The organism is Kitasatospora sp. NPDC057936 (genome assembly GCF_042887525.1).
GTDB lineage: Bacteria > Actinomycetota > Actinomycetes > Streptomycetales > Streptomycetaceae > Kitasatospora.
On the sequence record NZ_JBHVPD010000047.1, the window covers coordinates 21,175 to 41,279 of the forward strand.

Annotated in this window: 18 protein-coding genes and 2 pseudogenes; 7 read left to right on the forward strand and 13 right to left on the reverse strand. The window is 74.1% G+C overall.

Features of this window, described 5'->3' with window-relative positions; all coding sequences use genetic code 11:
- Window positions 1-13 precede the first annotated feature (13 nt).
- On the reverse strand, window positions 14-772 hold the full coding sequence (locus ACFVU9_RS23860; RefSeq protein ID WP_380445145.1) for a DeoR/GlpR family DNA-binding transcription regulator: 759 nt from the start codon (window positions 770-772) through the stop codon (window positions 14-16).
- Window positions 773-920: 148 nt separating this feature from the next.
- On the reverse strand, window positions 921-1,070 hold the full coding sequence (locus ACFVU9_RS23865; RefSeq protein WP_380445144.1) for a hypothetical protein: 150 nt from the start codon (window positions 1,068-1,070) through the stop codon (window positions 921-923).
- A 135-nt stretch (window positions 1,071-1,205) separates the two neighbouring features.
- Between ACFVU9_RS23865 and ACFVU9_RS23870 the strand changes: the two genes are divergently transcribed.
- Window positions 1,206-2,462, forward strand: a complete 1,257-nt coding sequence (locus ACFVU9_RS23870; RefSeq protein WP_387596374.1) for a hypothetical protein — start codon at window positions 1,206-1,208, stop codon at window positions 2,460-2,462.
- Between the two features lie 47 nt (window positions 2,463-2,509).
- Here the strand turns inward: ACFVU9_RS23870 and ACFVU9_RS23875 are convergent, their stop codons facing one another.
- Window positions 2,510-3,268, reverse strand: a complete 759-nt coding sequence (locus tag ACFVU9_RS23875; RefSeq protein WP_387596377.1) for a maleylpyruvate isomerase family mycothiol-dependent enzyme — start codon at window positions 3,266-3,268, stop codon at window positions 2,510-2,512.
- A 45-nt stretch (window positions 3,269-3,313) separates the two neighbouring features.
- On the reverse strand, window positions 3,314-4,651 hold the full coding sequence (locus tag ACFVU9_RS23880; protein ID WP_387596380.1) for an aldehyde dehydrogenase family protein: 1,338 nt from the start codon (window positions 4,649-4,651) through the stop codon (window positions 3,314-3,316).
- Between the two features lie 180 nt (window positions 4,652-4,831).
- Between ACFVU9_RS23880 and ACFVU9_RS23885 the strand changes: the two genes are divergently transcribed.
- The 3 genes from ACFVU9_RS23885 to ACFVU9_RS23895 all read left to right on the forward strand — a co-directional run bounded on the left by ACFVU9_RS23885 (window position 4,832) and on the right by ACFVU9_RS23895 (window position 6,599).
- Window positions 4,832-5,488, forward strand: coding sequence for a TetR/AcrR family transcriptional regulator (locus tag ACFVU9_RS23885; RefSeq protein WP_380499115.1), 657 nt, complete (start codon window positions 4,832-4,834; stop codon window positions 5,486-5,488).
- 119 nt (window positions 5,489-5,607) lie between these two features.
- Window positions 5,608-5,802 carry a DUF1918 domain-containing protein gene (locus tag ACFVU9_RS23890; RefSeq protein WP_359959525.1) on the forward strand — a complete coding sequence of 65 codons (195 nt, stop codon included), beginning with the start codon at window positions 5,608-5,610 and terminating at the stop codon, window positions 5,800-5,802.
- A 50-nt stretch (window positions 5,803-5,852) separates the two neighbouring features.
- Window positions 5,853-6,599, forward strand: a complete 747-nt coding sequence (locus tag ACFVU9_RS23895) for a DedA family protein (RefSeq protein WP_387596384.1) — start codon at window positions 5,853-5,855, stop codon at window positions 6,597-6,599.
- Here the strand turns inward: ACFVU9_RS23895 and ACFVU9_RS23900 are convergent.
- Entirely contained in the window at window positions 6,596-7,336 is a 741-nt protein-coding gene (locus tag ACFVU9_RS23900; RefSeq protein WP_380507476.1) for a PIG-L deacetylase family protein, read from the reverse strand. The two genes, ACFVU9_RS23895 and ACFVU9_RS23900, sit on opposite strands and share 4 nt — an antisense overlap.
- 170 nt (window positions 7,337-7,506) lie before the next feature.
- On the opposite strand from ACFVU9_RS23900, the gene ACFVU9_RS23905 reads away from it, so the two are divergent.
- Entirely contained in the window at window positions 7,507-8,526 is a 1,020-nt protein-coding gene (locus ACFVU9_RS23905; RefSeq protein ID WP_380445137.1) for a zinc-binding dehydrogenase, read from the forward strand.
- An 84-nt stretch (window positions 8,527-8,610) separates the two neighbouring features.
- Window positions 8,611-9,012 carry a MerR family transcriptional regulator gene (locus tag ACFVU9_RS23910; RefSeq protein WP_380445136.1) on the forward strand — a complete coding sequence of 134 codons (402 nt, stop codon included), beginning with the start codon at window positions 8,611-8,613 and terminating at the stop codon, window positions 9,010-9,012.
- A 110-nt stretch (window positions 9,013-9,122) separates the two neighbouring features.
- Here ACFVU9_RS23910 and ACFVU9_RS23915 read toward each other — a convergent pair whose 3' ends face one another.
- The 7 genes and pseudogenes from ACFVU9_RS23915 to ACFVU9_RS23945 form a co-directional block, all read right to left on the reverse strand.
- Window positions 9,123-10,334, reverse strand: coding sequence for an MFS transporter (locus ACFVU9_RS23915; protein ID WP_387596387.1), 1,212 nt, complete (start codon window positions 10,332-10,334; stop codon window positions 9,123-9,125).
- Window positions 10,334-10,918 carry a GNAT family N-acetyltransferase gene (locus tag ACFVU9_RS23920; RefSeq protein ID WP_387596390.1) on the reverse strand — a complete coding sequence of 195 codons (585 nt, stop codon included), beginning with the start codon at window positions 10,916-10,918 and terminating at the stop codon, window positions 10,334-10,336. The genes ACFVU9_RS23915 and ACFVU9_RS23920 overlap by 1 nt, the downstream gene beginning before the upstream one ends.
- On the reverse strand, window positions 10,915-12,207 hold the full coding sequence (locus ACFVU9_RS23925; RefSeq protein ID WP_387596393.1) for a type III PLP-dependent enzyme: 1,293 nt from the start codon (window positions 12,205-12,207) through the stop codon (window positions 10,915-10,917). Before ACFVU9_RS23925 ends, ACFVU9_RS23920 begins: the two co-directional genes overlap by 4 nt.
- Window positions 12,208-12,227: 20 nt before the next feature.
- On the reverse strand, window positions 12,228-13,544 hold the full coding sequence (locus tag ACFVU9_RS23930) for a DUF6271 family protein (protein WP_387596396.1): 1,317 nt from the start codon (window positions 13,542-13,544) through the stop codon (window positions 12,228-12,230).
- Window position 13,545: 1 nt separating this feature from the next.
- Window positions 13,546-14,586 (reverse strand): phytanoyl-CoA dioxygenase family protein, encoded by a 1,041-nt coding sequence (locus tag ACFVU9_RS23935; protein ID WP_387596399.1) that lies wholly within the window; start codon window positions 14,584-14,586, stop codon window positions 13,546-13,548.
- Window positions 14,587-14,964: 378 nt separating this feature from the next.
- A pseudogene (locus ACFVU9_RS23940) lies at window positions 14,965-15,423 on the reverse strand (radical SAM protein); the annotation flags it as partial.
- A gap of 206 nt (window positions 15,424-15,629) precedes the next feature.
- Window positions 15,630-16,215: pseudogene (locus tag ACFVU9_RS23945) on the reverse strand (radical SAM protein); the annotation flags it as partial.
- A gap of 173 nt (window positions 16,216-16,388) precedes the next feature.
- On the opposite strand from ACFVU9_RS23945, the gene ACFVU9_RS23950 reads away from it, so the two are divergent.
- Entirely contained in the window at window positions 16,389-18,347 is a 1,959-nt protein-coding gene (locus ACFVU9_RS23950) for an FUSC family protein (RefSeq protein ID WP_387596402.1), read from the forward strand.
- A 109-nt stretch (window positions 18,348-18,456) separates the two neighbouring features.
- Here ACFVU9_RS23950 and ACFVU9_RS23955 read toward each other — a convergent pair whose 3' ends face one another.
- Entirely contained in the window at window positions 18,457-19,860 is a 1,404-nt protein-coding gene (locus ACFVU9_RS23955; RefSeq protein WP_380445130.1) for an amidase, read from the reverse strand.
- Window positions 19,861-20,105: the final 245 nt, after the last annotated feature.

The following is a 20,105-nucleotide window of genomic DNA, read 5'->3' on the forward strand; positions in this document are numbered from 1 at the left end:
CCCGCAGCGGCGTTCACACGCGCTGGACGCGCACCCCGCAGTCCGCGATGGCCTTCTCCTGGGCGTCCGTCATGCCGGTGTCCGTCACGATGTCGTGCACCTCGGCGAGCGGGCAGATCGACGCGAAGGTGACCCGGCCGACCTTGGTGCTGTCCGCCAGGACCACCGACCGCGCGCTGCCGCGCAGGAACGCGCGGTCGGTCTGGGCCTCCATCTCGTCGTGCGTCGTGCAGCCCTCGTGCGGGGTGAGGCCGTCGACGCCGACGAACGAGACGTCGAAGTGGTAGTGGGAGAGCATCCGTTCGGCCGCCGGGCCGATCAGCTCGTAGCTCGCCGAGCGGGCGATGCCGCCGATCACCACCAGGCGGATCTCGGGGCGGACGATGAGCTCGGCCGCGACGTTGACGGCGTTGGTCACGACGGTGACGCCGCCGCGCTCGGCCAGCACCCGGGCGAGCTCGCTCGTCGTCGTGCCGCCGGTGAGGCCCACGACCGCGCCCTCGGGCACGAGTTCGGCCGCGGCGCGGGCGATCCGGCGCTTCTCCTCCTGCTGCTTCTCGCTGCGGTGCCGCAGCGGCAGTTCGAGATTGACCGCCCCGGTGACGGCCCCGCCGCGGGTGCGGTGCAGCAGACCCTGGTCGTGCAGCTCCTGGAGGTCCCGGCGGACCGTGGCCCCCGACACCCCGAGCAGCCCGGCGAGCGCGTGCACGTCCGCGCTTCCCGCCTCCGAGATGTGGGACAGGATCCGTGCGGCGCGATCAGCTTTGAGCATGACCGGAGTGTAGCCCCGGGGCACGACACCTGCGCAGCCCTGGGCGATTCCCGAACGACCGGCCGGACAGCCCGGGATCGCGACCTGCGCGAAGCTGCGCAATTTGCCATGGACTGATCAATATCGAACACGGCGGGACGTCCGTCCATTACCTGCGGAGCGCCAGCCACCCGGCCGTCACGCTGACCGCGGGTCCGAGCAGCAGGACCAGCCGGCGCGGGCGGGACTGGAGGGTCAGGCGGAAGCCTCCTACCCGGAACTCCAGGAACGGGCGCGGGGAACGTCGCTTTCGGCGCACTCGAATCTCCGTAGACGGTACCAACGGGGGACGGTCCCATCACAATGGCCAGCACGGTGGTTGCGTCAGGTCGCAACGGCATCGTGCGTCGGCCCGACGCAAGATGCCGGCCGCACAACACGGAGGAGGCACGGCGTGACGCGGGAGCAGATGCCCGCACCACGGGGGTTGTCCCCGCTGGACGAACGGCTGTCGGAGCCGGAGCGGCGCTGTGCGCAGCGTCTGCGGGAGTTGCGGGGACGCATCGGGCTCTCGTCGGAGGAACTGGCCGGGCGGCTGAGCGGCGACGGACTGCGGGTCGACCGGACCCGCCTGTCGAAGTTCTTCAACGGCCGTGAGGTGCCCCGTCGGGAGCTCGCCGCGCGGCTCCACGAGCTGATCGCCGAGCAGGAGGGCACCTGCGTCTCCCCCGAGGAGGTCGCGGCGACCCGGGCGTTGATGTACGCGGCGGCCCGCGCGCGAAGCCCGCTCCAGGCCCGCGAGTTCGAGCTCGCCGACGCCCGCGAGGACCTCGACCTGCACCGCGCCCAGGCGCTCCGGGAGATGGACGGCCTCCAGCAGGAGCTCCGGGACGAACGCGAGCTCCGGCGGAACGCGGAGGAGGCCCTGGAACACCTGACCTCCCGAAGCCGGGAGGAAGTCCGCGGGTTGACCGAGCAGCGGGACGCCGCTCTCGACCGCATCGCACAGCTGGAGGACCAGATCCGCCAGGCCGGAGCCGTCCTGCGCCTGCGCGAGGTGTACGCCCGGACCCTCGACGAGCTCACGCGCGCGACGAACGCCGAGCTCGAACTGCGGGAGAGGGGCGGCACGGGCGATCTGACGGGCATGTGCGAGGCGGTCTCCTACCTGCGGGACGCCGACCAGGACGAGGCCGCGGACAACCTCATCGAGCAGGTCGCGCTCGGCCACCCGGTCCGCGACGTCATGGCCCTCGCCCGGGAGTTCAGGGACCGGCGCCGCCTGCACGACGGGATCACGGTCGAATACGCCCTCGCCTGCGTGCGCCGGCCGATCGACCTCTTCCGCTGGATCGCCGACCAGGACGAGCCGAGCGGGGAGCGGTCGGGCCTCCTGACCGCCATGGCCAGCTCCGCGCCCGTCGGGCACCTCGTCCGGTTCCACAAGGCTTGCGAGGAACACGGGAACGCGGGTCTGGACATCGATCTGCTCCGGGCGATGGCCAGGAATCAACGGACGGTCCCGGAGGACGACGACGGCGACGACGACTTCTGGACGACGGACCTCCGGAACCGCCTCGCGGGCTACCTGCAGGCGGCCGCCGAGGCGGAGCACGCGGCTACCGAGGCGGAACAGCCTGCGACCGGGGCGGAGCAGCCGGCCGCCGTGCCGGCCGTGCCGGACGGGCCGATGAGCGGCGCGAACGCCTGAGGCGACCGGCGGTGGGGTCCACCGACCGGCGGACCCCACCTGGCCGGTCAGAAGGCCGAGTTGGCGAACCAGAGCGCGAGCAGCGCCTCGTCGCCCGCGACGGCGACGCCCTCCGAGGCGCGGTCGACCCGGCCGTACAGGAGGAGCAGCAGGTCGGCGGCGGTGGCGGAGACGGTCGCGTCGGCCGGGACGTGCGCGGCGTCGCGGTCGAGGCCGAAGCCGTCGGGGCGGAGGCGGACGAGCCAGGTGCCGTCGCCGTCGGTGCGGGCGAAGCGGATGGTGCGGTCCTCGGCGCGGAGCTCGGCGGTGCCCGGGGCGAAGAAGACCGCGTACGGCAGGTTGGTGAGGAATTCGTCGACGCCGTCGGCGGCGAGCTCCGGGGCGATGTCCGCCTTGCCGCCGAGGGCGAGCTCGGCGTCGACGCGGTGGACGAGGGTCTCGAACAGCATCCGACGCACCCAGAAGCGGGCGTGCTGGTCGGCGCCCCAGGCCCACATCGGGGCGTCGAGGTCGGTCGCCGCGAAGGCCTCGCCGGCCTCGGCCGCCGCGTCGGCCAGCCAGTCGGGGAACGCCTCGGCCCGCCCGGGCAGCTTGAGGTCCACGTCCCGGCTGGTGGGCCGCTCCTGGATCCGCTGCCGCAGCAGGACGGTGAACCAGCGCTGGACGCTGCCCGCGTGCTGGACGAGGTCGGCGAGGGTCCACCCGGGGGTGGTGGGCACCGGGGTGGCCGGGTCGGCGGCCCGCACGGCGCCGACGAAGCGGGCGGTCTCGGCGGCGACGGCGGCGCTGTGGTCGAGCGGGGTCATCGGTGTGGTCTCCAGGGAGGTGGAAGGGGTGAGGGGCTCAGGGGCTCAGACGAGGGGCTTGTCGACGACGGCCTTGAGGTGGCTGAACGTGTCGATCGAGTACTCGCCGTGGTAGCGGCCCATGCCGCTCCCGCCGACGCCGCCGAACGGCAGCTCGGGCATCGCCAGGTGCAGGACCGGCAGGCCGAAGTTGAGCGCGCCCGACGACGTCTCCTCGGCCAGGCGGCGCTTGGTCTCGGCCGACTCGGTGAAGGCGTACAGGGCGAGCGGCTTGTCGCGCTCGTTGATGAAGGCGATCGCCGCGTCCAGGTCGGGGACGGTGAGGACGGGCAGGATCGGGCCGAAGATCTCGTCCCGCATCACCGGGGCGGTGGGCTCGACGTCGGCGAGGACGGTCGGGGCGAGGTAGCGGGCCGCGCGGTCGTGGGCGCCGCCGGTGACCGTCCGGCCGTCGCCGAGGAACGCGGTGAGCCGGTCGAAGTGGCGCTCGCTGACGATGCGCCCGTAGTGCTCGGCCGCGGCCGGGTCGTCGCCGTACAACTCGTGGACGGCGGCGGCGAGTTCCTTCTCCAGCTCGGCCGCGGTGTCGCCGACGGCGAGCACGTAGTCCGGGGCGACGCAGGTCTGGCCGGCGTTGAGGAACTTGCCGCGGGCGATCCGGCGGGCGGTGACGGCGAGGTCCGCGCCGGGCTCGACCACGACCGGGCTCTTGCCGCCGAGTTCGAGGGTGACCGGGGTCAGGTGCCGGGCCGCGGCGGCCATGACGATGCGGCCGACGGTGCCGTTGCCGGTGTAGAAGATGTGGTCGAAGCGCTGCTCCAGCAGCGCGGTGGTCTCCGGGACGGCGCCCTCGACGACGGCGACGGTCTCGCCGAGGTAGCGCGGCAGCAGCTCGGCGATGGCCGCGGAGGTGGCCGGCGTGAGCTCGCTGGGCTTGACGACGGCGGCGTTCCCGGCGGCCAGGGCGCCGACCAGCGGCGAGAGGGCCAGCTGGAGCGGGTAGTTCCACGGCGCGATGATCAGCACGACGCCCAGCGGGTCACGGACGACGGTGGCCTCGGCGGGCCGGAACGGCTCCGGGACGGCGGCCGGGCGCGGGCGCAGCCACTCGGCCAAGTGCGCGACGGTGTGGTCGAGTTCGTTGAGCGTGAAGCCGATCTCGCTGCGGTAGGACTCGGCGGCGCTCTTGCCGAGGTCGGCGCGGAGGGCCTCCTGGAACACCTCGGCCTGCTCGGTGAGCAGGGCGCGCAGGGCGGCGAGCCGGTCGAGGCGGTCGGCGAGCGGGCGGGTGCGGCCGGTGTCGAACGCGGCCCGCAGCCGGGCGACGGCGGCGGGGATGTCCTCGGCGGAGGCGTGGGCGGAGGGTCCGGACAGTGCGGTCATGGGGTTCTCGCGGTCCTTCGGGATGGCTTGCGCACATCGATGTTTCATCACTTGAAGCAATACCGACGCTAGACGTGAAAGGTTGAGTTTGTCAATCATTTCCCCGGGGTCCCGCGCGGGGTCCCGCCCCTCCCCCCGTTGATTCGCCCCCACCTGGCCGAATGCGGCACAGTGAGCCCTATGAGCGCGAACACGTGGAGTCACGTACCCCCCGGACGGCGCAAGCCCGTCCAGCAGCGCAGCCAGGAGCGGTACGGCCGCATCCTGGACGCCTGCGCCGGGCTGCTCGACGAGGTCGGCCCCACCGCGCTCACGACCAAGGAGGTCGCCGCCCGCGCCCAGGTGCCGATCGGCACCCTGTACCAGTTCTTCGCCGGCAAGGAGGACCTGCTCGCCGCGCTCGCGAGCCGCAACCTCGACCACTACCTCCAGCGCCTGGACGGCCGGCTCGCGCAGGCCGCCCCGGTCGGCCCGGCCCGCTTCACCGACCTCGCGGTGGAGGAGTTCGTCGCGATGAAGCGCGCCGTGCCCGGCTTCGGGCAGCTCGACTTCGGGCTCGCCGGCGCCGCCGTCCCGTCCGGTCTGCGCGACGAACGGCACCTGCTCGACGCGGGCGTGGACAACAACACCGCCGTCGCGCTGCGCCTGCAGGCGCTCGGCGGCGAGCTCTTCGCGGCGAGCGACCCGGCCGCCCTCACGCTCGCCCTGCGGGTGGCTCTGGAGGCCGCCGACGCGGTCCTCAAGCTGGCCTTCCGGGGCGACCCGGACGGGGACCCGGCGCTGATCGCCGAATGCAAGCGGTTGGTGCGCAGCTACCTGGCGGAGCAGCTCGCGTAGCACCACGCGGGCCCCGTCCCGTCCCGTCCGCCCGAGCCGTTGCGGGGCCGCTCACCGCGCAGCACAGTGGAAGGCAGACCGGCCGCCGACGCGGCCACCGCGACCCGAGGAGCAGACCCATGCACGCGGCAGTAGGTGACCAGCTCCACATCCACAGCAGGTCGGTGGGCATGACGGACCAGAAGGGCGAGATCATCGAGGTGCGCGGCACGAACGGCGAACCGCCGTACGTGGTGCGCTTCGAGGACGGCCACGAGGGACTCGTCTACCCGGGCCCCGACTGCAACATCGAACCCCGTCTGGCGGACCGCTGACCGACGCACCCGCCGCCCCGCCCCCGACCCGGGCGAGGTGGTGAGGAGCGGTGTCCACCCCCGCGACCCCGCTGCCCGGGGCACTGGCCGGGCTCGCGCCACTGCTGGACCACTACGGGTACCTGGCGGTGGCGCTGCTCGTGCTGCTCGACAACTGCGTCATCCCGGTGCCCGGGCAGACCATCCTCGTGCTCGCCTGCGTCTACGCCGGCACCGGGCACCTCGACTTCGCCGCCGTCCTGGTGATCGCCTTCGTCGCCGCGACGCTCGGCAACTCCCTCGGCTACCTGATCGGCAGCACCGGCGGGCGCGCGTTCGTCCACCGCTGGGGCCGGTACGTGCTGCTCACCCCCGCCCGGATGGAGCGCGCGGACGGCTTCTTCGCCACGCACGGCGGGAAGGTCGTCGCGGTGGCCCGCTTCGTGGACGGGCTGCGCCAGACCAACGGCATCATCGCCGGGACCACCGAGATGCCCTGGCGGCGGTTCGCGGTCTTCAACGTCATCGGCGCGGCGCTGTGGACGGCCGCGTGGGGGACGTTCGGGTTCGTCGCCGGCGCCAACATCGGCACGGTGTACCGCACGGCGATCCGCTACCAGCTCTGGTTCGCGGTCGGGCTCGGGGTCCTCGTCGCCGCCCTCCTGGCGCGCCAGGTGGTGCGCTACCGGCGCCGGCGCCGCGAGGGCACCGAGGACTCCGAGGGCTCCTCCGAGGGCACCGAGGACTCCGAGGACGGCACGAACGAGGACGGCACGAACGAGGACGGCACGAACGAGGACGGCACGAACGCGGACTAGCGCAGCGGGAACACCTCGAACGGCACGGCGAAGCGCACCCCGAGCCGGCTGCCCGCGCCCCGGCCGAAGCCCTCCAGGAACTCGCGCGGGTCCGCCATCGGGCCGCCCAGCCCGGCGAGGTACGCCTTGTGCTCCCGCAGCGAGGCGACGCCCAGGTCGAAGGTGTCCGTGGTGTCCACCGCGTGCCGTGCCCCCGGCGAGGCGGCCGCCCAGACCTGCCGGACGCCGTTCCACGGCTCGTACCCCTCCTCGGCCAGCTCGCGGAACACCCACCGGTTGCCCGCGTCCCGGACGGCGTCCAGGGTGGCCCGGCCGACGGCGACGTGGTCCGCCTGGTTGAGCATCGTCCCGCCGTACGTCTCGCGGAAGTTGCTCGTGATCACGATGTCCGGCCGGTGCCGGCGCACCGCGCGGGCGATGTCGCGGCGCAGCGGCAGCCCGTACTCCAGCACGCCGTCCGGGTGGCCGAGGAACTCGACGGTGTCGACGCCGACCACGGCCGCCGAGGCGATCTGCTCGGCCTCGCGCAGCGGCCCGCACTCCTCGGGGCCCATCGAGTCGATCCCGGCCTCGCCGCTCGTGACCATCACGTAGACCACCTTCTTGCCCTGCCCCGTCCAGCGGGCGACGGCGGCGGCCCCGCCGTACTCCATGTCGTCGGGGTGCGCGACGACGGCGAGCGCCGTCCCCCAGTCCTCGTCGACGGGCTCGAACGGCTCGGGCGCCTGCTCGTTCATGGCGGTACTGCCTCTCGGTGCGGCTCTGGATCTCGTACACGCGTTCCACGGCGACTCTAGAAGACGGCCCGTCAGAGCGCTTCCCGGGCTTGCCCCTGACCCGCACGTCAGGGTTTAGCGTCCCGGCACCGCGGCGGAGAGCCCGCCGCGCCCGCCCGAGGAGGCCCGCCATGGCCCTGCCCGCCACCACCCGCGTCGTCCGGCTGACCGCCGACCCCGCCGGACTGCCCGAGCCCGGGCACTTCGCCGTCGTCGAGGAGCCGCTGCCGGCCCCCGGACCGGGCGAGGTGCTGGTCCGCAACCGGGCCTTCCTGGTCTTCCCCGGCCTGCGCACCCTGATCGGCCGCGAGGCCGGCGGCCTGCCGCTGCCCCCGATCCGGCCCGGGGACGCGCTGTTCGGGCCGGCCCTCGGCGAGGTGCTGACCGCGCCCTCGGACGGCCCGCTGCGCCCGGGTGACCTGGTCACGCACATGCACGGCTGGCGGGAGCACGCGGTCGCGGACGCCACCGCGTTCACGCCCGTCGGCGCCGGCCTGCCGGACCCGGTCGCCCTGCTCTCCCCCGGCGTCGCGGCTTACGGCGGGCTGGCCCGCACGGCCGGGGTGCGGGAGGGCGACGTCGTACTGGTGACCGGCGCGGCGGGGGCGGTCGGCAGCCTGGCCGGCCGGGTGGCCCGGCTGCTCGGCGCGGCCCGGGTGATCGGCACCACCGGCTCGCCCGCCAAGGCCGCCCGGCTCACCGCCGAGTTCGGCTACGACGCCGTGCTGGTGCGCGGCGGGCGGCCGTTCGCGGAGCAGCTCGCCGGGGCCGCGCCGGACGGGATCGACGTGCTGCTGGACACGGTCGGCGGCGAGCAGCTGACGGCCGCCGCGGCGGCGGCCCGGCCGGGCGCGCGGTTCGCCCTGGTCGGGGCGCTGTCGGGGCAGCTCGCGCCGGACGGGCGGGGCGGCACCGCCCCGACGGTCCTGGACGGCCTCCCCTTGATCGTCAAGGGCGTGACGCTGCGCGGATTCCGGGGTGCCGACCACCCGGGCCTCGACGCCGAGTGGCGCGAGCGCTTCGGCGCCTGGCTGCGCGCGGGCCTCATCTCCTTCCCGCACACGCGGATCGCGGGCATCGATCGGGCGCCGGCGGCGTTGCGTCGGTTGATCGACGGGGACGCCTTCGGGGCCCTGATCGTCGAGCTCTAGGCGAGCTGTAGGCGGCCGGCAGTCGACCTGCAGGCGACCTGCAGGCGAGCGGTGGACGTGCACGGTGACGGCGGGAGGACGGGAATGCGGATCGGCGACGCCGCGGCGGCGGCGGGCACCACGCCCAGGGCGCTGCGCTTCTACGAACAGCGGGGCCTGCTCAGCCCACCGCCCCGCTCGCCCTCGGGCCAGCGCGAGTACGGCCGGGCCGAGATCGTCCGGATCCGGGCGATCCGGGAGCTGCTGGCACTCGGCCTGACCGTCGAGGACGTCGCCGCCCGCGCGCACCGGCTCGACCTGCTCGACACGGACGCGCCGCACCGCTGCGCCGGCGAACCGCCGGCACCGGAGACCTTCGCCCCGGTGGTGGCCCGCCGGCTGGCCGCGCTGGACGCCGAGATCGCCCGGCTCACCCGCCTGCGCGACCGGCTGGCCCGGCACGCCATCACCGGGACCGCCGTCGGGCCGGCCCCGGCGGACGGCTGAGCACGGACGGCTGAGCACGGGCGCCGCGGAACGGGCGCCGCGCAACGGGCTCGCCCGGCACGTCCACGACGGGGGCGTCGGCGTGCCGGGCGAGGTTCAGGGGGCGACCGTCAGGTCGCGTCGGGGGCGAGGCGGGCGTCGAGCGGGTCGGCGGCGGCCGGGGCGGGCCACTGGATCCGGAGGGCGCACAGGGAGACGACCCCGGCCGAGGCCGCGACGGCGGCCATGCCCCAGACCAGGCCGGCGCCGTCGGCGATGAAGCCGATCACGGCGGGGCCGGCGAGGAGGCCGGTGGTGCCCATGGCGGCCACCAGGGACAGCGCGTCGGAGCCCCGGCGGGCCGCGGCGACGTAGACGCACGGGGTGACGGCGGCGACACCGAGGCCGACGCACGCGAAGCCGAGGAGGGTCGGCACCACGCCGCCGGAGAGCAGCGCGAGGGCGAGGCCGGCGGCGGCCAGCAGGCTGCCGGCGCGGACGATCCGGCCGTCGCCGAAGCGGGTGCGCCAGCCGTCGGCGAAGATCCGGGCGAGCACCATCATGACCGAGACGACGGCGATGCCCAGCGGCGCGATGCCGGCGCTCGCCTCGACGACGTCCTTGAGGTAGAGCGCCGACCAGTCGTTCATGGCGCCCTCGGTGACGGTGCCGAAGACCATCGCGAGGCCCATCCACAGCGTCGCCATCGCGGGGAGGGCGAACCGGCGACGGTCCTTCTTCCCCGGGGCGGCCTCCTCCTGGGCGGCGGGGTCCTCCGCCAGCAGCGCCGGGCGCGCGAGCGCGACCAGCGCGACCAGCACCGCGACCGCGACGCCGAAATGCACCGCCATGGTGTCGGTGGCCGCGGTGACGGCCGAGGCGAGCAGCGCGGCCAGCAGCGAGCCCGCGCTGAACGTCGCGTGCAGGCGGGACATGGTCGTGCGTCCGAAGCGGGCCTCCAGCGCCGCGCCCTGGGCGTTCATGGCGACGTTCAGGCAGCCGACCGCGATGCCGTCGCAGAACAGCACCAGCAGCGTGACGGCGTAGTTCGGCACCGCCGACAGCGCGAGCAGCACCCCGCCGAGCGCCAGCGCGGACAGCACCGACAGCAGCCGGGATCCGACCCGCCGCATCAGCACGGCGACCAGCGGGAAGGACACCGCCGCGCCGACCCCGCAGGTCATCAGCAGCAGCCCGATCTGCGCCTCGCTCAGGTCGAGCCTGGCCTTGAGCGCGGGCACCCGGGAGACCCAGGTCGCGTACTGGAAGCCGAGGACGAAGAACAGTGCGGCGATGGCGAGTTGGTGCCGACGGAAGTCGTCGCGGACGCGGATCATGTGCATCAGCCCAGTTCGGTGGCGAGGGTGGGGACGGCGGTGAGGTCGGTGAGGGCGGGGAGGGCGTGAGCGCCGGCGGGCCGCAGCGGCATCGCCATGTAGACGGCCCCGGGCCCGTAGCTCTCCGGCAGGCCGATCTCGGGCCGGGCGCGGTAGCCGAGCCGGGCCCACACGGCCTGGGCGCCGAGGACGGCGACCAGCGAGACCGTCCGGTAGCCGGCCGTCCGCGCGGTGTCGTGCAGGTGCCGCATCAGGCGCGGCGCGAGGCCCCGGCCGCGCAACTCCTCGGCGATCACCAGGTCGTGGGCGTGCAGGTTGCTGGGCCTCGCGCCCGGCCGCGCGGCTCCCGGCCGTTCGCCGAGGCTCAGGTCCGGGCTGCGGAACAGCGGGTAGGGCAGGGCGAGCAGGTAGCCGCCGACGCCGCCGGCGTGCTCCAGCACGTAGCAGGTGCCGGGCGAAGCGGCGTGCCGGGAGCGCAGCGCCTCGCGGCCCTCGGAGAGGCCGTGGTCGGCGTAGGCGCGGGCCTCCAGGGCGACGATGGCGTCCCAGTCCCCTTCCCGCACCGGGCGGATCCGGATGTCGGCGCTCACTCGCCGCCTCCTATGCAGCTGTACGGGAGCGGTTCGAAGCCGTTGAACCCGCGGGTGGCGTAGGCGGTCGCGTACGCGCCGCACGCGTGCACCCACACCGGGTCGCCGGAGGCGATCGCGCGGGGCACCCGGACGAGTCCGTCCTCCAGCGCGCGGTACGCGTCGTCGCTGTCGCAGGTCGGGCCGGCGACGACGGCATTGACGAACTGGCCACCGGGGTGGGTCGGGAACTCCAGGCGGTACTGCAGCTCGTCCATCTCGTACAGGCCGTTGAACTTGCCGCAGCTCAGGTAGAGCCAGTCCTCGCGGGTGCCGTCGAGCTGGCGGCGGGAGGTGAGCCGGGCGACGTGGGCGCGGATCGCGCCGTGGTCGGCGACCAGGTGGCGGCCGGGCTCGATGATGAACTCCACCGGACCGGAGGAGAGTTCGCGCAGCCGGTCCATGCCTTCGCGAATGACGGCGAACATCTTGTCCAGCGGCGGGTGCAGCGGCCGGCCGCTCCGGTCGAGCACCCCGAGGGCGGGCAGACCGCCGCCGAGGTTGATGGTCGCGGGCGTGATGCCCCGCCAGTTGAGCGCCTCGACGACGGCGGCCAGCGCGTCGATCGCGGCGTGCCAGGCCTCGGCGGTCATCTGCTGCGAGCCGACGTGCACGGACAGGCCGGACGGGGTCAGGCCGGCCGCGCGGGCCGCCTCCAGCACCCGGACGGCGTCCTCGGGCGAGCAGCCGAACTTGCGGCTGAGGCCCCACAGCGCACCCTCCCCGGTGGTCGCCAGGCGGCAGAACACCCGCGAGCCGGGGGCGTGTTCGGCGATCGCCTCGACGTCCTCCAGGCAGTCGGTGGCGAAGTCGCGCACGCCGAGCCGGTAGGCCTCGGCGATGTTCGCGTCGGACTTGACGGTGTTGCCGTAGTGGATCCGCCCGGCGCCCGCGCCGGTGCGCAGCGCCTGGGCGATCTCCTGCGGGGAGGCCGCGTCGAAGCCGGCGCCGAGGCCGGCCAGGCGGGCGAGGACCTCGTCGACCGGGCAGGCCTTGAGGGCGAACCGGACGTCGGCGCCCGGGAGTTCGGCCGTCAGGGCGGCGTACTGGGCGGCGATGCCGTCGAGGTCGTAGATGATCCGGTCGTCGGTGGCGGCGGCGAGCGCGGCGCGCAGTGCCGAGGGGTCGTGGACGGGGGCGGGTGCGTCGGAGCCCTGCGGGAGGGCGCCCTGGAGGGAGGAGCGGTGCGGGGCGTGCGGGTGCACGGTCGTATGGAGCTTCGCGGCCGGTTCGGCAGTCTCGCGTGACATGTGGGTGCGGCTCCTGGTCGCTAGCACGGCAGCCGGTCGGCTGGGGTGGCCCGGCTCGCCCGTACGAGCGGACCCCACGCGTCGGTCAGCAGCGCGAAGTCCTCGATGTCCGCCTGCGCCTCGTCGAGCAGGTCCGCCCGCAGGGGTGCCAGGTGGTCGGCGAACTCGGCGTACTTGCCGCCCAGTTGGCGGTAGCAGCGGTCGAGGACGGCGAGCCGTCGGTGGTTCTCCGCGCGGTCGGTCGCGGCGCTGCGGCGGGCGGCGTCGGCGATGACGTCCGCGCGCACGCGGTGGCCGGCGTCGAGCAGGGCGTCGCCGGCGGCCTCCATCTCGGAGTAGACCGGGTAGAGGTAGAGCATGGAGAGCAGGAACTTCGCGAAGCGCAGCTGGTAGGCGGTGAAGCCGGCGCCGGTGCGCCGTTCCGGCGTGTAGTAGTTGACGATGTGCCGGTTGTGGACGACGCCGGGCAGGGTCGCGTCGCGGACGAGGTGCAGGAGGAAGTAGTCGCTGCCGATGGTCGCGGTGGCGGGCGGCAGCGGGACGCGCTCGTAGACCTCGTGGTCGAGGGCGATGTTGCACATGTCGACGCGCCAGATGTCGGGCAGGTCGAGGACGGCGCGGTCGTGGGTGAACGGTTCGCTGCCGGCCCCGGCGAAGGATTCGGCGACGAGTTCGCGCCGCTCCTCCTCGGTGGCGCCGGTGGGCGCCCAGAGGCCGACGACCTCGCGGTGGACGTCGGGGTCGGCTTCGCGCATCTCGCCGATGTCGACGGAGGGTTCACCGATGAAGGAGGCGCCGACGAGGCTGACCGGCTTGTTCGCGTGGGCCGGGTCGAGGGTGTTCCCGGTGACGGATCCGGCCGCGTCGGCGGCCCGCCGGCCGAGGGTGGCGAGTTCGTGGTCGACCGGAAACACCGGTTCACCGTCGATGAGTTGGTAGCGGCTGTCGGAGTCGCGGCGGTGCACGGAGGTGCATCCGAGGGCGGCGGCGATCAGGAACGCGCGGTTGGTGCAGGCGCCGTAGGACACGGCGTCCGGCAGCATGAGCTCCAACAGGTGCTCCGCGTCCGGGAGTTCGGAGCGCGCGATGACGTCCCGCAGGAAGTCGCGCTGGGCGTCCTCGTCGAGGTGGTGGACGACGACGTGTTCCGTCGCGGGGAGCGCGGCGACGGCCTTGGCGTGCTCGTCGTACGTCGGCCCGTCCGCGGAGTCCAGGATCAGCAGGTGCACCTCGACGTCGAACGCCCGTGCCGCGTAAGCGGCTTCGGCACCGGTCGCGGCGATCGTCCCGGCGCAGGCCCGGTTGGTCGGCAGGGTCAGGCAGATTCTGCGCCGCACGCTACTCCCCCGCCCCGGCGGACTCCCCGCCGTTCCAGGACCTGAGCCCGAGCAGCTTCTCGCCCAGTTCCGTGAGCTCGGCGGGGCCGTAGCGCAGCGCCTCGGGCTTGTCGGCGTCGCCGACGAGGGTGCGGTTCCAGTCCGGCGTGCTCAGGGTGCGCCAGGAGTCGACGCGCGAGCGGCGCATGTCCTCGGCCTCCTCCAGTGCGGGCATCATCGACAGGTACTGCACGGCGCGGACGCCGGCGGCGGAGGTGTTGCGCTCGACGCCGTGGGCCAGCAGGCCGTTCCAGATCAGCAGGTCACCGGCCTGCAACTCGGGGCGGACGACCGGGAATTCGGTGCGGTCGACGTCCGGGCGGAGCGGGTCGCGGTCGGCCGGCTGGGCGGCCTGCCACGCGTTGAACCGGCGGAACAGCTCCGGGTCGCACTGGAAGCCGCCGTGGTCGGGCTCGGTGTCGTTGAGCGCGATGATGCCCTGGACGCGCTGCGGCAGCATGCCGAGCGTGGTGTCGACGTCCCAGTGCAGCTCGATGTCGAAGCCGCGGTCGGTGGGTTCGATGAGCGCGCGGTCACGGTTGCGGACGTTGGGCGGGTTGAGGTTGAGCCGGTCGAGGGTGACCCACAGCTCCTCGCAGTCCCACACGTCGACGAAGGCGTCGTAGACCCGCTGCGACTGGCGGCTGTCCCAGATCAGTTGGTGGTGGTAGGCCTCGACGAAGCCGTAGATGTGCAGGTGCTGGTCGAGTTCGTCGCGGTAGTCCCGCTCCCGGTACCAGTCCTCGGGCCGGTCCGGGGACAGGCCCTGGAAGTCCCAGGCGAAGTCGAGCAGGCGCCGGGCCGCGTCGGCCGGCACGGCCTCCTTCACGACGACGTAGCCGTACGTCCGCCAGAACTCCAGGTCCTCCTCGGACAGGACGCGCAGCGGCCGGGTCTTCCGGATGTCCCGCAGGGCGGTCTGCGCGAGGTAGGACTCTCCGTCCGCGGAGAAGTAGGGGCGTTCGGAGGCGGCCCGGTGCAGATATCCGTCAGGCTTCGGCATGAGCAAGTCACTCCATGGTTCGTGTTCGGCGCAGCGCTTCCCCGATGGACGAGTGCGGGCGCGATGGACCGGAATTCTCACCAGGTCGGGCGGCCAACTCGTCGGCGCGGCAGGGCACCTCACCCCGCCTCAGCCGTCGCCGAACGGCGCGTCACCTACGTTGGACTAGACCAACTAATGGTGTCAACCCTCAACCGCGGATTGCCAATAGGGAAATCCACGCAGCTCAAGGCCACCGCCACGGTTCGCTTTATGTTTCGCCGAGGGACATAACCCCGGAGGTATTGTTTCGGAAATTGACATAAAAATGGCCGCCCGGGCGTGAACCCGGACGGCCGTCGGTACGTTGCGGCGGGCGCCGTACGTTGCGGCGGGCGCCTACCCCGGCAGCGAGTCCATGAAGGAGCTCACGGAGAACACCGCCTTCCCCGCCCCCGCGGGCCCGTAGCCGGGCGGGGACGACAGGCCGAACTCCTCCAGCGTCGCCCGGTAGGCCCGGAGCAGCCGGATGTGGTAATCCAGCGGCGCGCCCAGCGGATTGCCCTTCCCGAGCGGCGTCGTCGGCTCCGGGCACCGCGTCGTGAAGCGCGGCACGACGCCGTGCGACATGAAGAACCGCAGCCCCTCCCGCGTGGAGGCGATCGCCTCGTCCACCGTCGCGAACCCGAACGGCTTCGCCATCTCGATGCCGGCGACGAAGTTGGGGATCACGTTCGACGGCCCGAAGACCTCCGCCGACTCCAGGATCCGCCGGTGCCACTCGTCCCGCCCGACGTAGCGCTCCTTGCCGGGGCAGTGCAGCTCGAACAGCCGCTTGTCCCACACCTCGCCCCCGGGAACAGATCACCCTTGCGGGTGACGATACGTAACAGGCTGCTGAGGTAACCTCGTTGAGCCGTCGACGACAGCCAAGGCGATGGCATTGCTGTACGGCCGCCGGGTAGGCGGATGCAGGGCGTGGAGACCTCCAGCGAGTGAGCGGGTCCGTGAAGCGCCAACCAGGACGGCGGGTAACCGCCCGACCAATCCAGCCGCAGCGCCGGAGGGAATCCCCGCCGCACAGCGGGGAGGATGCCAAGTCGCAGAACTGGCACTCCTGTTGGTGCCGTAGTTCTGGCAGACCCGGAAGCCGGTGTTGGAGCTAGTCCCACAGGATGGTCGGGGCCACCTCCATCACCGGCTTCCCTTCTCCAGCGTGTGCCGGTAGTAGTCCGGCATCGGCGGCAGGCCCACGTCCGCGATCCGCGCGCCGTCCAGGTACAGCCCGAGCGCGCCGTCCTCGCCCGCGCCCACCCGGTACGGCGAGTCAGGGTTCACCCGCACCGACACCACCGTGCGGCGCAGCCCGTACGGACCGCCGGTCAGCACGATCTCCTCCGGCGGCCGGTTGAGCGCGGCGGCGCCGAGCTCGGGCAGGGTGCGGTGGTCGAAGGAGAAGATGAAGTACGACTTCGGCTTGACCTCCCCCGTGCCGTCCCCGCCGCTGCCGCTCAGCGCGGACTCGTCGAAGGCCATGCCGCCGCGCAGCAGGTCCTCCTTGATCACCGCCTCGCGCGGCACGTCGGGGAACCGCTCCATGAGGTCCTCGACCAATGCCGTCCGGCTCCGTGCGCCGTCCACGCCGTCCATCCGCCGTACTTCCCTTCCGGCCCCGCGACACCGGGGGCACGAAGATCGTCCGCGCCCATCCTGGTGACCGGACGCCGTGCCACGCTTCGGTCTGCGGTCCCCCTCACGCTACGACTCCTGACGTAGGCCGCGTTCCGGGGGCCCGGCCCGGCGGTTCGCCGTAGTTTTTTCCCATGGCACGCCGCTCCCGAGCCGCCCGGCTCGCCCCGCCCGGCTGGCTGACCGCGGGGCTGCGGCCCGCCCGTGCCCCGATCCCGTGGGCCGCGGCCGCCCGGGCCTCGGTGGCGCTCGCCGCGCCGCTCGCCGTCGGGACGGCCGCAGGACGGCCCGGGTACGGGGCGCTGGTGTCGATGGGAGCGCTGTCCGGCGTCATCGGGGACACCGCGGACGCCTACCGGATGCGGGTGTTCAACATCGCCGTGCCGCAGCTGTTCGGCGCCCTCGGCGTCCTGCTGGGCACCCTGGTCTTCCAGGAGGGCTGGACGGCCGTCGTCGCGCTCACGCTGATCGCGCTGGTCTCCGGCATGATCTCGTCGATCGGCGCGGTCGCGTCGGTGTCCGGGCTGCTCCTGCTGCTCAACGCCGTGGTCGGCGCGGGTCTGCCGCTGCCGTCCCCGTGGTGGCTGCCGCCGGTGCTGCTCCTGGCGGGCGGCGGGGTCGTGCTCGTCCTCACCCTGCTCGCGTGGCCGCTGCGCGGCGGCACGCCCGAGCGCGCGGTCGTCGCCGGGACGTACCGGGCCGTCGCCGAGCTCCTGGAGGCCACCGGCTCCCCCGGCTACGACGCGACGCGCCAGGCCCTCACCCAGTCGCTCAACCACTCCTACGACCTGCTGCTCGCCCGCCGGGCCCGGCGGCACGGCCGCTCGCCCACCCTCGTGCGGCTGCTCGCCCAGCTCAACGCAGTGATCCCGGTGGTCGAGGCGGCCTCGGCGGCCCAGCTGCGCCCGAGCGACCTCGGCCCGCTGCCGGCCGCCTACCCGGCGGCGGTGCGGCGGCTCGCGGACGCCGTCGAGGCGGGCCGCACCGGGCCGTCCCCCGCGCTCGCGCTCCCGGAGCCCGCCGGTCCTTCCACCCGGGCGCTGGACGAGGCCATCGGCCACGCCGCCACCGTCGTGCGGGAGGACGCGCCGGACCCGTACGCCGCCGACGACCACCTCGGCCGGCCCGCCGGGCTGCACGAACGGGCCCGGCGGGCGGCGCGCGCCCTGCTGCTGTCCGGCGCGTCCTGGCGGTACGGGCTGCGGCTCGCGCTGTGCATCGGCCTCGCGCAGGTGCTGGTGTCGGTGATCGCGGTGCCCCGCTCGTACTGGGTCACGCTCACCGTCACGTTCGTCATGAAGCCCGACTTCGGCTCGGTGTTCTCCCGGGCGGTGCTGCGCGCCTTCGGCACCGCGGCCGGACTGCTGATCGCGATCCCCGTGCTGGCCGAGGTGCCGCACGGCTGGTGGGACGTCCCGGTGATGGCGGCGCTCGCGACGCTGATCCCGGCGCTGTCCGCCAAGGGGTACGCGTTCCAGACGGCGGCCATCACACCGGTGATCCTCATGCTCTCCGACCTGCTCAACCACCAGGGCTTCCACCTCGTGCTGCCCCGGCTCGTCGACTCGCTGATCGGCTGCGCCATCTCGCTGCTGGCCGGCTACCTGCTGTGGCCCGAGTCCTGGCACACCCGCATCGGGGACCGCCTGGCCGAGGCCGTCGCCGACACCGCCTCCTACGTCTCGCTCGCCTTCACCACCGGCCCCGGCCGCGACGAGCCCGCCCGCGCCCGCTACCGGCGGCGCCTGTACCGGGACCTCTCCGCCGTGCGCACCGAGTTCCAGCGCGCGCTCACCGAGCCACCGCCGGTCGGCGCCCGGGCCCAGGCGTGGTGGCCGCTGGTGATCGCCGTCGAGCGGATCGTCGACACCACGACCGCGACCAGGGTCCGCGTCGAGCACGGCGCGCCCGTCCCCTCCCGGGCCGAGGTGGCCGCGGTCACCCGCGAGCTCGGCGACCTGGCCGAGGCGCTGCGCACCGGCACCGCCCTGCCCGCCGCCGCCGTGGAGGCGCCGCTGCCGCCGGACTGCGCCCTGTTCCGCGTCCACCACGAGGTCCGCGCGGCCAGGGCGGTGGCGGCGCCCGGCGGGTAGGACACGCGCTGGGGCCGGGCGCGTCGGGGGGTCGGGGGGGTCAGCGCCTCGGCAGGCTCGGCACCCACTGGTCACGCGGCGTCCGGCGCCGCTCGCGGCGGCCGACCGCTCAGTCCTGGATGCGGCGCCAGGGGCGGTCGGCCTCCAGGGCGAAGGCGAGTTCCAGGAGGAGGCGCTCCTGGCCGTGGGCGGCGGAGAGGTGGACGCCGATCGGGAGGTCGTTCTGGGCCGCGCCGGTGGGCAGGGCGATGCCGGGGCCGCCGGTGACGTTGTTGACCGGCGTGAAGGCGACGTAGCGCAGCAGCCGCTCGATCAGCTCGTCGAAGGCGACGTTCGGGCTCAGGTGCCCGATCGGCGGGGCGACGTGGGCGAGCACCGGGGACAGGACCGCGTCGTGGGTGCGGAAGATGTCCGCGTACGTGGCCTCCGCGGCCCGCAGGCGGCGCAGCACGCCCGGGGTGCGGCGGAACTCGCGCTGGTAGCCCCGGCGCAGGCCGGTGGTGAGGCCGTCGAGGTCGCGGGCGCGGAAGCCGGGGTCGTACATCAGCTTGCCGGTGACGGAGATCGCCCAGGCGATGTAGCCCCAGTAGGAGACGAAGTCGCGGGAGAACCCCTCGTCGAAGGGCAGGGTCGTCGGTTCGACGTGGTGACCGAGGGCCTCCAGGCGGGCGGCGGTCTCCTCGACGGCGCGGCGGGTGGGTTCGTCGGTCTTGGCGATCGGCGAGTCCACCACGAGGCCGATCCGCAGCTTGCGCCGCCCGGGGCCCTCGACCAGGCCGACCGGCGGCAACTGCGGGTCGGCGCGGTGCCGTTCGGCGGCGGCGAGGAACGCGGCGGTGTCCCGCACGGAGCGGGTGACGACGCCGTCGGTGACGATGTCGAGCGGCAGTTTGCCGCTCTGCGCGTTGGTGACCAGCCGGCCGCGGGTGGGCTTGAGGCCGACCAGGCCGCAGCAGGCGGCGGGGATGCGGATCGACCCGCCGCCGTCGTTGGCGTGCGCGATCGGGACGACGCCGGAGGCGACCAGGGCGGCCGCGCCGCCGGAGGAGGCGCCGGGCGAGTGCGAGGGCTTCCACGGGTTGCGGACGGGCTGGGCGGTGGCGAACTCGGTGGAGGCGTTGAGGCCGAACTCGGGCATCCGGCTCTTGCCGAGGACGGCGAGGCCGGTGGCGAGGAACTGGTCGGTGAAGCGGGCGTTGCGCCGGGCGGGCCGGGCCCGGTAGGCGGCGCTGCCGTTGGCGGTGGGCAGGCCGCGCAGGTCGACGTTGTCCTTGAGGTAGGTCGGGACGCCCCACAGCGGCCCGCCGATGCCCTCGCGGCTGATCCGCGGCCGGTCGTGGGAGTCGTGGGCGAGGGGCAGCAGCGTGTCGTCGACGCGGGCGGCGCGGGCGACGGCCGCGGCGACCAGCTCCCGGGGGTTGACCTCGCCGGCGCGCACGAGGGCGGCGAGCGCCACCGCGTCGTGCTCGCCGAGGGCGTCGTCGGTGAACGCGTGGACCCGCTCGTCGGCCATCCCAACTCCCCAATTCCTACTGACCGGTAGTCTCGCAAGAGGTTGGCAGTCTAGGCGTGCGACGGCGCCCGCGGATAGCCCCGCTCCGGCCCGGCCGACCGCCCCGCCGACCACCCTGCCGGCCACCCCTCCGGCCGGCCCCGGGCCAACCCCCGGACGGCGCACGGGTGTTCGGCGCACGCCCCCGTGTTCACCAGCCCGCCGCCCGGCGCTCGTTTCGCCGACTCCCGCCGGGGAAGCTGCCG

Coding starts and splice junctions, on each gene's coding strand:
- ACFVU9_RS23860 (WP_380445145.1), bottom strand. CDS start 772: ATGCTCAAAGCTGATCGCGCCGCACGGATCCTGTCCCACATCTCGGAG.
- ACFVU9_RS23875 (WP_387596377.1), bottom strand. CDS start 3,268: ATGACCCCGCTCGACCACAGCGCCGCCGTCGCCGCCGAGACCGCCCGC.
- ACFVU9_RS23880 (WP_387596380.1), bottom strand. CDS start 4,651: ATGACCGCACTGTCCGGACCCTCCGCCCACGCCTCCGCCGAGGACATC.
- ACFVU9_RS23885 (WP_380499115.1), top strand. CDS start 4,832: ATGAGCGCGAACACGTGGAGTCACGTACCCCCCGGACGGCGCAAGCCC.
- ACFVU9_RS23890 (WP_359959525.1), top strand. CDS start 5,608: ATGCACGCGGCAGTAGGTGACCAGCTCCACATCCACAGCAGGTCGGTG.
- ACFVU9_RS23900 (WP_380507476.1), bottom strand. CDS start 7,336: ATGAACGAGCAGGCGCCCGAGCCGTTCGAGCCCGTCGACGAGGACTGG.
- ACFVU9_RS23905 (WP_380445137.1), top strand. CDS start 7,507: ATGGCCCTGCCCGCCACCACCCGCGTCGTCCGGCTGACCGCCGACCCC.
- ACFVU9_RS23910 (WP_380445136.1), top strand. CDS start 8,611: ATGCGGATCGGCGACGCCGCGGCGGCGGCGGGCACCACGCCCAGGGCG.
- ACFVU9_RS23915 (WP_387596387.1), bottom strand. CDS start 10,334: ATGCACATGATCCGCGTCCGCGACGACTTCCGTCGGCACCAACTCGCC.
- ACFVU9_RS23925 (WP_387596393.1), bottom strand. CDS start 12,207: ATGTCACGCGAGACTGCCGAACCGGCCGCGAAGCTCCATACGACCGTG.
- ACFVU9_RS23935 (WP_387596399.1), bottom strand. CDS start 14,586: ATGCCGAAGCCTGACGGATATCTGCACCGGGCCGCCTCCGAACGCCCC.
- ACFVU9_RS23950 (WP_387596402.1), top strand. CDS start 16,389: ATGGCACGCCGCTCCCGAGCCGCCCGGCTCGCCCCGCCCGGCTGGCTG.
- ACFVU9_RS23955 (WP_380445130.1), bottom strand. CDS start 19,860: ATGGCCGACGAGCGGGTCCACGCGTTCACCGACGACGCCCTCGGCGAG.